Below are 8923 nucleotides of genomic sequence, written 5' to 3' on the forward strand. Positions count from 1 at the left end.
CCACGTAGAGCGACTCGATCTCCATGCGCACGTCCACGAACAGCGGCGGCTCCAGGCCCTGGGCGGCGCGTTGCGCGGTCTGGTCTTGCAGCCAGGCCCAGGCTTCGGTCGGGAGCATGTGTTTCATGGGGCCGTATTGTCGGGGATGCGCCCGCCGCCACCCGGCGCGGCGGGGTGTGCCGCGTGGCCCGCGGTGGCGCAGGCGCGGGCGACCAAGCCCTCACCGGCCGGGTGCCGTGGCCCGGCTTCCTACAATCGCGGGATCATGAAAACGCCCGCCTACACCCGCGCCCAGGCGCTCCCCCAGATCCTGTCCCAACGCATCGCCGTCCTTGACGGCGCCATGGGCACCATGATCCAGCGCTTCAAGCTCGGCGAAGAACAGTACCGCGGTGAGCGCTTCAAGGACTTCCACAAAGACGTCAAAGGCAACAACGAGCTGCTGAGCCTGACCCGCCCGGACGTGATCCGCGACATCCACGAGGGCTACCTCGCGGCCGGCGCCGACCTGATCGAGACCAACACCTTCGGCGCCACCACCATCGCGCAGGAGGACTACGACATGGCCCACCTGGCGCGCGAGATGAACCTCGCCTCCGCCCGGCTGGCGCGCGAAGCCTGCGACAAGTACAGCACGCCCGACAAGCCGCGCTTCGTCGCCGGCGCCCTGGGCCCCACACCCAAAACCGCCAGCATCAGCCCCGATGTGAACGACGCCGGCGCCCGCAACGTCACCTTCGAGCAACTGCGAGCCGCGTACTACGAGCAGGTTGAAGCCCTGGTCGAAGGCGGGTCCGACGTGCTGCTGGTCGAAACCATCTTCGACACCCTCAACGCCAAGGCCGCGCTGTTCGCCATCGACGAGTTCTTTGAAAAGAGCGGCGAACGCCTGCCGGTCATCATCAGCGGCACCGTGACCGACGCCTCCGGCCGCATCCTGAGCGGCCAGACCGTCACCGCCTTCTGGGCCAGCGTGCGCCACATCCAGCCGCTGGCCGTGGGCCTGAACTGCGCGCTGGGCGCCACGCTGATGCGCCCCTACATCCAGGAACTGGCCAAGGTCGCGGGCGACACCTTCATCAGCTGCTACCCCAACGCCGGCCTGCCCAACCCCATGAGCGACACCGGATTTGACGAGACGCCGGATGTCACCAGCCGCTTGCTGCGCGAGTTCGCGGCCGAAGGCCTGGTCAACATCGTGGGTGGCTGCTGCGGCACCACGCCGCAGCACATCGGCGCCATCCACGACGCGGTGGCGAACAAGGCGCCGCGGGCGGTGTTTTACAAAGAAGCGGCCTGAGGTCGGCCGGGCTGACCCCTGTAGGCCACTGAAAACCAGACGCGCACTGGCCGGCGCGCCATGCCGCCCAGCCGCTTGAAGAGGCCTAGCGGCCTGTGGCCTGTCGCGACGTTTCGACGCCTGACCTTGCTTGCCCCTTCAGACTCTCCGCCGCAGAATGTGAGCGGCCACCCGGGGTGCGGGTTCGGCTGGAACAGGGGGCAGGACATGCGATTCGAACGGACAGGGTGTGTGGCCGTGGTGTGCGCGGCGGTGTGCACCGTGGCGGTGGCGGCCGACGCGCGCGAGCGTGGCTTCATCCGCCAGGGCATGCACGAGGCGGAGGTGCTGCTGCGCGTCGGCAAACCCGACCACGAGGCCTTCGTCCGGAACGTGCGCGGGCAGCCGGAAGAAAAGACCTGGGCCTATTTCCCCCATCCGCGGGACCCGCAGACGCTCACCGTCGTCACGTTGCGGGCGGGCGTGGTGTCCGCCGTCGAGCGCAAGATCGTCCGTTGACAGGCCCTGCCCCGGGGCCCCTCAGTCGGCGCTCCGTGCGCCCAGGTACATCCACCCGTCCGTCTTCGCCTCGTTCATCGCCAGCACGAACAGTTCGCCATTGGTGGTGCTGACGTGGGCGATGCCGCTGGCCGTGGCGCCGTCGCCCAGGGCACACGCGCTGCCGGCAAAGCGCAGGCGCACGTTGAACACCGCCTTGCCACCCGGGCGGGGGGTGGCGGTGCCGCTGGCGGCGCAGCCGTCGGGCGAGGTCATCACAAAGGCACCGTCGCTGGCCACGCTCAGCGCCATGCCGATCACCGGGCCGCGGCGGCCCAGGGCGTCGCCGGCGTAGCGGCCTTGCAGGTCGGCCAGGCGGGCCGGCTGGTCGTAGCCGGGGGCGTAGCGGCCGCTGATCTGGGTGCCGAACGCGGTGGTGAGGGTGATGGCCTGCCGGGCGATGTAGCTGCCGGTGTGCGTGGTGGCGCCCACGGTGTTCGACGGGATGTCGAACGCCCGGCCGCTGCCGTTCAAGGCGCCGTTGGCCGACCGGGTGGTGCCGTGGAACGCGCCCAGGACGGTGCCCTGGGCTTCGTAGATGCCCCAGGTTTCACCGCCGTCCAGGATGGCCCATTGGACGTTGATGCCGCTGGGCAGGGTGGCGATCCAGAAGCCCTCGGCGCTGTCGGTGGCGGGCGAATCGCCGTCCAGGCTGGCCGCGTTGGCGTTCGGGCCCCCGCACAGGGCGGTACACAGGGCGGCAATGGCAAGCAGGGAGGTGCGCATGGGGTCGGTCGGGCTGGGTTGGTGCGGCAGGGCGCGAGGGGCGATCTTGCCTTGAACCGGGCGGCGTGCGCACCACGCCCCCGCGTGCCCGGCGGAGAAGGGAGGTGCCGCTCGGCGCTCACCGGCCTTGTGGTCTGAGCGTTTGACCGAAATGTTCAGAAAAAAACGGAAGGTCGTTCCCGGTGTGGGGCTGGCGGGTTGGCCCGCACAATCGCCGGTCCCATCAAGGGGAGTAACCAGCCCGCCAGCGGACAGCCTGTCCGGCCCGGCGGGCGGGGCATCCGTCAGTACGCGGCCTTCCTGCAAGGCCGCCGGATGTCCCGGACCCGGCACCCCGCCCGGTCCCGGCCAGACCTTGGAGGGTGTTCTTCCACCGATCAACACCGTCCTCTCGAAAAGGTCTTTTCACTCATGGAAACCATCGCACCCCTGTGGCTCTGGGGCGTCTTCGTCGCCTTCGTGCTCGCGGCCCTGTTTGTCGACTTCGTCGTGCTCAAGAAGCAGGGCGCCCACGCCGTGGGCGTCAAGGAAGCGCTGAACTGGTCGCTGGCCTGGATCGGCGTCAGCTTCGTCTTCAACGGCATGCTGTGGTGGGCCATCAAGGACACCACCGGTTCGACCGCGATCGCGAACGAAAAATCGCTGGAGTTCCTGACCGGCTACCTGATCGAAAAGAGCCTGGCGGTCGACAACATCTTTGTCTTCCTGCTGATCTTCACCTACTTCGCGGTGCCGCCGGCGTTCCAGAAGCGGGTGCTCATGATCGGCATCCTGGGCGCCATCGTGCTGCGCACCATCATGATCCTGGTGGGCGCCTGGCTGCTGGAGCAGTTCCACTGGATCCTGTACGTGTTCGGCGCCTTCCAGATCCTCACCGGCGTCAAGATGTGGTGGGCCGCGGGCAAGGAAGAGAGCCTGGACGACAACCCCGCGCTCAAGCTGCTGCGCAAGGTCATGCCGGTGAGCAAGCAGTTCGACGGCGAGAAATTCTTCACCGTCGAGAACGGCAAGAAGATCGCCACGCCGCTGCTGATGGTGATCGCCATGGTGGGCCTGACCGACGTGATCTTCGCGGTGGACTCGATCCCGGCCATCTTCGCCATCACCAAGGACCCGTTCATCGTGCTGACCAGCAACGTGTTCGCCATCCTGGGCCTGCGCGCCATGTTCTTCCTGCTGCAGGCCGCGGCCAGCCGCTTCCACCTGCTGAACTACGGTCTGGCCGTGATCCTGGTCTTCATCGGCACCAAGATGATGCTGATCGACATCTTCAAGATCCCGGTGGCCGTGTCGCTGGGGGTGGTGCTGGGCATCCTGGCCATCACCATGCTCTGGAGCGCCAAAACCGCTCCCAACACCTGATCCCGCCCACCCGCCGGGGGCGCCAGACGCGATGTGACGGAAGTCACATCGCGTTTTTTTTGAGCAAAAAGGGCTTCATTTCCGGGTGTTTTGAACCGATTGCATCTTGGCAAACGCACCACATTGGTGAACAAGAACGCCCCCACGTTGGCGGCGGTCTGCAACGGAGGCATCCATGCATTACTGGTTTCAGCGGTGGTCCATCGTGGCCAAACTGCGTTTCATGGCCCTGCTGGGCATCGGCAGCCTGCTGGCGCTGGCGGTGTGGCAGGGCTTTGATGCCCACGACCGTGGGTACGAAGCGCGCCAGAAAGCCACGCGCCACACGGTGGAGGTGGCGCACGGCCTGCTGGTCTGGGCGCACGGCCTGGAAACCAGTGGCCAGATGGACCGCGCCGCCGCCCAGCAGCTGGCGCGCCAGGCGGTGTCGAAGCTGCGGTACGAGGGCAGCGAATACTTCTGGATCAACGACATGCACCCCCGGGTGGTGATGCACCCCATCAAGCCCGCGCTGGACGGGCAGGACGCGTCCGACATCAAAGACCCGAACGGGCTGCACCTGTTCAAGGCCTTCGTCGAGAAGGTCCGGCAGGACAAAGAGGGCTTCGTGTCCTACCTCTGGCCCAAGCCGGGCAGCGAGAAGCCGGTGGAGAAGCTCTCCTACGTCAAAGGCTTCGAGCCCTGGGGCTGGGTGATCGGATCGGGCATCTACATCGACGACCTGCGCGCCGAGCTGATGCAGTACATCCAGCGCCTGCTGGTCATCGTCGCCGTGGCGCTGGCGCTGACCGTCGCGCTCACGCGCAGCATCTCGCGCTCCATCGTCAGGGGCCTGAACAAGGCCATGCGCGTGGCCAAGGCCATCGCGCAGGGCGACATCAGCCAGGAGATCAAGGTGCGCGGCGGGCACGATGAAGTGGGCCAGCTCATGCAGTCCATGGCCGAGATGAACGCCAACCTGCGCCGCATGGTGGGCATGGTGCAGGACTCGGCCCACAGCATGGAGACGGCGGCCAGCGAGATCGCGGCGGGCAACAACGACCTGTCGGGCCGGACCGAGCAGACCGCGTCCAACCTGGAGCAGACGGCCGCGGCCATGGCGCAGATCCACGAGACCGTGGCCGAGAACGCGCAGGCCGCGGAGCAGGCTGGCGTTATCGCGGCCGAGGCCTCGCGCACCGCGCACGACGGCAGCCAGGTGGTGCACGACGTGGTGCAGACCATGGACCAGATCACCCACGCCTCCCGGCGCATCTCGGACATCACCGGCGTGATCGACGGCATCGCCTTCCAGACCAACATCCTGGCCCTGAACGCCGCGGTGGAAGCGGCACGCGCCGGCGAGCAGGGCCGGGGTTTTGCGGTGGTGGCCGGCGAGGTGCGCACCCTCGCCACGCGTTCGGCCGAGGCGGCCAAGGAGATCAAGCAGCTGATCGGCGAGTCGGTCGAGCGCGTGGCGTCGGGCGGGCAACAGGTCACCCGCGCCGGCCAGACCATGCGCGAACTGGTGGACGAGGTGCAACAGCTCTCGGGCTTGGTGGACACCATGCGCCGTGCCAACCAGGAGCAGGCCATTGGCGTGGGCGAGGTGAACCTGGCGGTGGCCAACCTGGACCAGATGACGCAGCAGAACTCGGCCCTGGTGGAAGAAAGCGCCGCCGCGGCCGGCGCCCTGCGCGACCAGGCCCAGCACCTGCTGGAGTCGGTGAAAGTGTTCCGCCTGCAGGCCCACTGACCGCCCGCGGGCGGCGACCCGTTTCCGTGGCGGAGCGTGGGGGCGCGACGACCGCAGCGAAGGGCCGCCCCAAGCAAGGTCAGCCCCCTTGGGGGGCAGCGACCCGCGCAGCGGCGGAGCGTGGGGGTCCTATTTTTTCCGCCGCTCCGGCGTGGGCATCAGCACGTCGATTTCCTGTTGCAGCGTCTGCACGAGGCGCGCGTACACCTGCAGCTTCTGCCCGCTCTCGCGCAGCCGCTCGGCCAGGCGGCTGGCGATGGCGGTCATCAGCTTGGCGGCGGTGGCGGGCTGTTCGGCGATCAGGGCTTCCAGCGCCTCGCGCGTGAGCACGGCGCAGGCCACGTCGGTGCTGGCGGTGCAGCTGGCCGAGCGTGCCTCACCGTCCACCAATGACATTTCGCCGATCAGGCTGCCCGGCCCCAGCACGCTGAGCGTGACGGGTGCGTTGCGGCTGGCCTGCAGCTTTTCCACCGTGATCTCACCGCCCAGCACCAGCACCATGAAACCGGTGTCGTCGGCCTCGCCCTGGCGGATGACGGTGGCGCCCGCCTTGTAGCGGCGCGGGCGCATGAAGCCGACCACGGTGAGCGCCTCGGCCTCGCTCAGCTGCATCAGCGCGGTGGGCGCGCGCAGCAGGCGGGCGGCTTCGTGCGCCGCGTCAGACGCGTCCACCAGCGCGCGTCGGTCGGCGGGCAGGCGCGATTCGGGCGCATCGGCCTCGGGGGATTTGCCAAACAACTTCTCGAACAGGGACATGGCCGCATTGTGCCGCGCCGCTGCTGCCGGGCGGTGTGAACAAATGCGCCGCGCGCGGTGCGGCGGCACGCCTCGTGCTAAGCCTTTGGTATGACTTCCGCCACCGTTGCCCGACTCACCCATTCCTGGCTGGACGACGGCCACGCCCTGCTGGCCGGTTCGCTGTTCGTGGCGCTCGGGCTGATCATGTTCGCCCACGCCGGCCTGCTCACCGGCGGTGTGGCCGGCGTGGCCTTTCTGGTGAGCTACGCCACCGGCTGGAGCCTGGCGCTGTGCTTTTTCGGTTTCAGCCTGCCGTTCTTCTGGCTGTCATGGCGGCGGCTGGGGCCGGCCTTCACGCTCAAGAGCCTGGTGGCCGTGAGCCTGGTCTCGGTCTTCACGGCGCTGGCACCCAAGGTGGTGCGCTTCGAGCTGCTCAACCCCTGGGTGGCCTCGGTGCTGGGGGGCTTTCTCATCGGTTTTGGCCTGCTGGCCCTGCTGCGCCACCAGGCCAGCGTGGGCGGGGTCAACATCGTGGCGCAGTGGCTGCAGCAGACCCGCGGCGTGCGCGCCGGCCATGTGCAGATGGCGGTGGACATCCTGGTGGTGCTGGCCGCGCTGGCGGTGGTGCCGCCCGAGCGGGTGCTGCAGTCGGTACTGGGCGCGGTGGCGATCGGCGCCATCCTGACGCTCAACCACCGGCCCGGGCGTTACCTGGGCGTCTGACGGGGCGGGTCCCGCAGCCTCAGGGCAGCGGAATCCACTCGTCGTGGTCGTCCGGTGGCAGGGCGAAGCGGCCGGCGCGCCAGTCGGCCTTCGCCTGTTCGATGCGCTCCTGGCGCGAGGACACGAAGTTCCAGAACATGTGGCGATCGCCCAGCGGCTGGCCACCGAAGACCATGAGCGTGGCGCCGTCGGCTCCCGCCGTGATGCTGTCGCCCTCACCGGTGAACACCAGCAACTGTCCGGGTGCGGCCGTGGAGTCACCGTGCGTCACCGCGCCGCGTGCGACGTACACCGCCTGCTCGGCGTGGCCACTGGGCAGGGCCAGCGTGGCGCCGGGTCGCAGCTGTGCGTGCAGCGCGAACAGGGGTGAGTGCGTGCGCACCGGCGTGGTCTGCCCGTAGGCGCTGCCGGCGAACAGGCGCCACCACACGCCGCCATCCTGGTGCTCGGGCATCAGGGCCTGCGGGTAGTGGGTGAAGGCGGGGTCGCATTCCTCGTCCGCCTCGGGCAGCGCGACCCAGAACTGCATCAGCTCCAGCCCGCCGCGGGCGAACGAGTCGGGGTGGGTGAAGCGCTCGGAATGGCTGATGCCGCGGCCCGCGGTCATCCAGTTCACGTCGCCGGGCTTGATGTCTTGCCGGATGCCCAGGCTGTCGCGGTGCGTGATCTGGCCGCTGAGCAGGTAGCTCACGGTGGACAGGCCAATGTGCGGGTGCGGCCGAACGTCGGCGCCCCGCAGGTGTTCGGGCGCCAGCGTCACCGGACCCGCGTGGTCCAGGAACACGAAGGGCCCCACGTGGCGGCGCTTCGCATACGGCAACACGCGCCGCACCGTCAGCCCGTGGCCCAAGTCGCCGTGGCGGGCGGTGATCAGCATTTCAAACATGTCAGAGCCTTCCCATCCGGCCGGACTGGAAATCCACGAAGGCCTGCTGGATCTCCTGCGGCGTGTTCATCACGAAGGGGCCGTAGCCCACCACCGGCTCGTCGATGGGTTCGCCGCACAGCCACAGCAGCGTGGTGTCGGCCAGGGCGGTGAGCTGCACGCCCGCACCGTCGCGTGTGTAGACGATCATTTCCGCATCGCCGGCTTCCTGGCCGTCGGCCGTTTTCACCCGGCCCTGGTAGACCAGCGGCACCGTGGTGTGGCCCTCGGGCGCGGGCAGGGTGACGGTGTGGCCGGCCTTGAGCTGCACGTCCCACACCTGCATGGGCGTGAAGGTTTTCGCCGGGCCGATGGCGCCGTCGAAGGTGCCGGCGATGGGCCGCACCGTGCCGGCGGCGGCGGCGTGCACGTCGGTCAGCGGCAGCGTGGGGATCTTCGACGCGGCGATGCCCTGGTAGCCGGGCTGCGCCATCTTGTCGCGCGCGGGCAGGTTCACCCAGAGCTGCACCATGCGGAAGGGGCCGCCCGTGCGGGCGTAGGCCTCGCTGTGGAATTCTTCGTGCACGATGCCCGCGGCTGCGGTCATCCACTGCACCTCGCCGGGACCGATGGTGCCGCCGCCGCCGGACGAGTCGCGGTGCGTGACCTCGCCGTCGTAGACGATGGTCACGGTCTCGAAGCCGCGGTGCGGGTGCGCGCCGACGCCTCGCCGCTTCGTGGTCGGCTCGAAGACCACCGGGCCGCCGTAGTCGAGCATGAGGAAGGGCGAGAACGCGGCGGGGTCGTCGTTGTACGAAAACAGGGTGCGCACCGGAAAACCATCGCCGACCCAGTGGCCCTGCGTGTTGCGCTGGATGAATTGCACGGACTTCATCGTGGGAGTCTCCTTTGAAGGTCCATTGTGGGGCGGAGCCGC

General features: G+C 68.7%; 9 protein-coding genes. 5 read left to right on the plus strand and 4 right to left on the minus strand.

Translation table 11 applies throughout. From position 1 onward, the window contains the following. Positions 1-265: 265 nt before the first annotated feature. Both ACR2JA_RS05535 and ACR2JA_RS05540 read left to right on the plus strand, forming a co-directional pair. Positions 266-1300, plus strand: a complete 1035-nt coding sequence (locus ACR2JA_RS05535) for a homocysteine S-methyltransferase family protein (RefSeq protein ID WP_434008110.1) — start codon at positions 266-268, stop codon at positions 1298-1300. 207 nt (positions 1301-1507) lie between these two features. Continuing rightward, positions 1508-1798, plus strand: a complete 291-nt coding sequence (locus ACR2JA_RS05540; protein ID WP_434008111.1) for a hypothetical protein — start codon at positions 1508-1510, stop codon at positions 1796-1798. Between the two features lie 21 nt (positions 1799-1819). On the opposite strand, the gene ACR2JA_RS05545 is transcribed toward ACR2JA_RS05540, so the two are convergent. After that, entirely contained in the window at positions 1820-2563 is a 744-nt protein-coding gene (locus ACR2JA_RS05545; protein ID WP_434008112.1) for a hypothetical protein, read from the minus strand. 411 nt (positions 2564-2974) lie between these two features. Here ACR2JA_RS05545 and ACR2JA_RS05550 point away from each other — a divergent pair, with 411 nt between their 5' ends. Then, positions 2975-3925 (plus strand): TerC family protein, encoded by a 951-nt coding sequence (locus ACR2JA_RS05550; RefSeq protein ID WP_434008113.1) that lies wholly within the window; start codon positions 2975-2977, stop codon positions 3923-3925. A 175-nt stretch (positions 3926-4100) separates the two neighbouring features. Further along, positions 4101-5660: a methyl-accepting chemotaxis protein gene (locus ACR2JA_RS05555; RefSeq protein WP_434008114.1), complete on the plus strand. Its 1560-nt coding sequence runs from the start codon at positions 4101-4103 to the stop codon at positions 5658-5660. 129 nt (positions 5661-5789) lie between these two features. On the opposite strand, the gene ACR2JA_RS05560 is transcribed toward ACR2JA_RS05555, so the two are convergent. Further along, positions 5790-6416: a Crp/Fnr family transcriptional regulator gene (locus ACR2JA_RS05560; protein ID WP_434008115.1), complete on the minus strand. Its 627-nt coding sequence runs from the start codon at positions 6414-6416 to the stop codon at positions 5790-5792. 90 nt (positions 6417-6506) lie between these two features. Between ACR2JA_RS05560 and ACR2JA_RS05565 the strand changes: the two genes are divergently transcribed. Beyond that, a complete protein-coding gene (locus ACR2JA_RS05565) occupies positions 6507-7121 on the plus strand; it encodes a YitT family protein (RefSeq protein ID WP_434008116.1) in 615 nt (204 codons plus the stop codon). A gap of 19 nt (positions 7122-7140) precedes the next feature. On the opposite strand, the gene ACR2JA_RS05570 is transcribed toward ACR2JA_RS05565, so the two are convergent. Both ACR2JA_RS05570 and ACR2JA_RS05575 read right to left on the minus strand, forming a co-directional pair. Beyond that, the gene (locus ACR2JA_RS05570) at positions 7141-8007 is read right to left on the minus strand and encodes a pirin family protein (RefSeq protein WP_434008117.1); all 867 of its coding nucleotides are present in this window, start codon (positions 8005-8007) and stop codon (positions 7141-7143) included. A gap of 1 nt (position 8008) precedes the next feature. Then, positions 8009-8881 carry a pirin family protein gene (locus ACR2JA_RS05575; protein ID WP_434008118.1) on the minus strand — a complete coding sequence of 291 codons (873 nt, stop codon included), beginning with the start codon at positions 8879-8881 and terminating at the stop codon, positions 8009-8011. Between the last annotated feature and the right edge of the window lie 42 nt (positions 8882-8923).

Source organism: Hydrogenophaga sp. (assembly GCF_051007235.1).
Taxonomy (GTDB): domain Bacteria; phylum Pseudomonadota; class Gammaproteobacteria; order Burkholderiales; family Burkholderiaceae_C; genus Hydrogenophaga.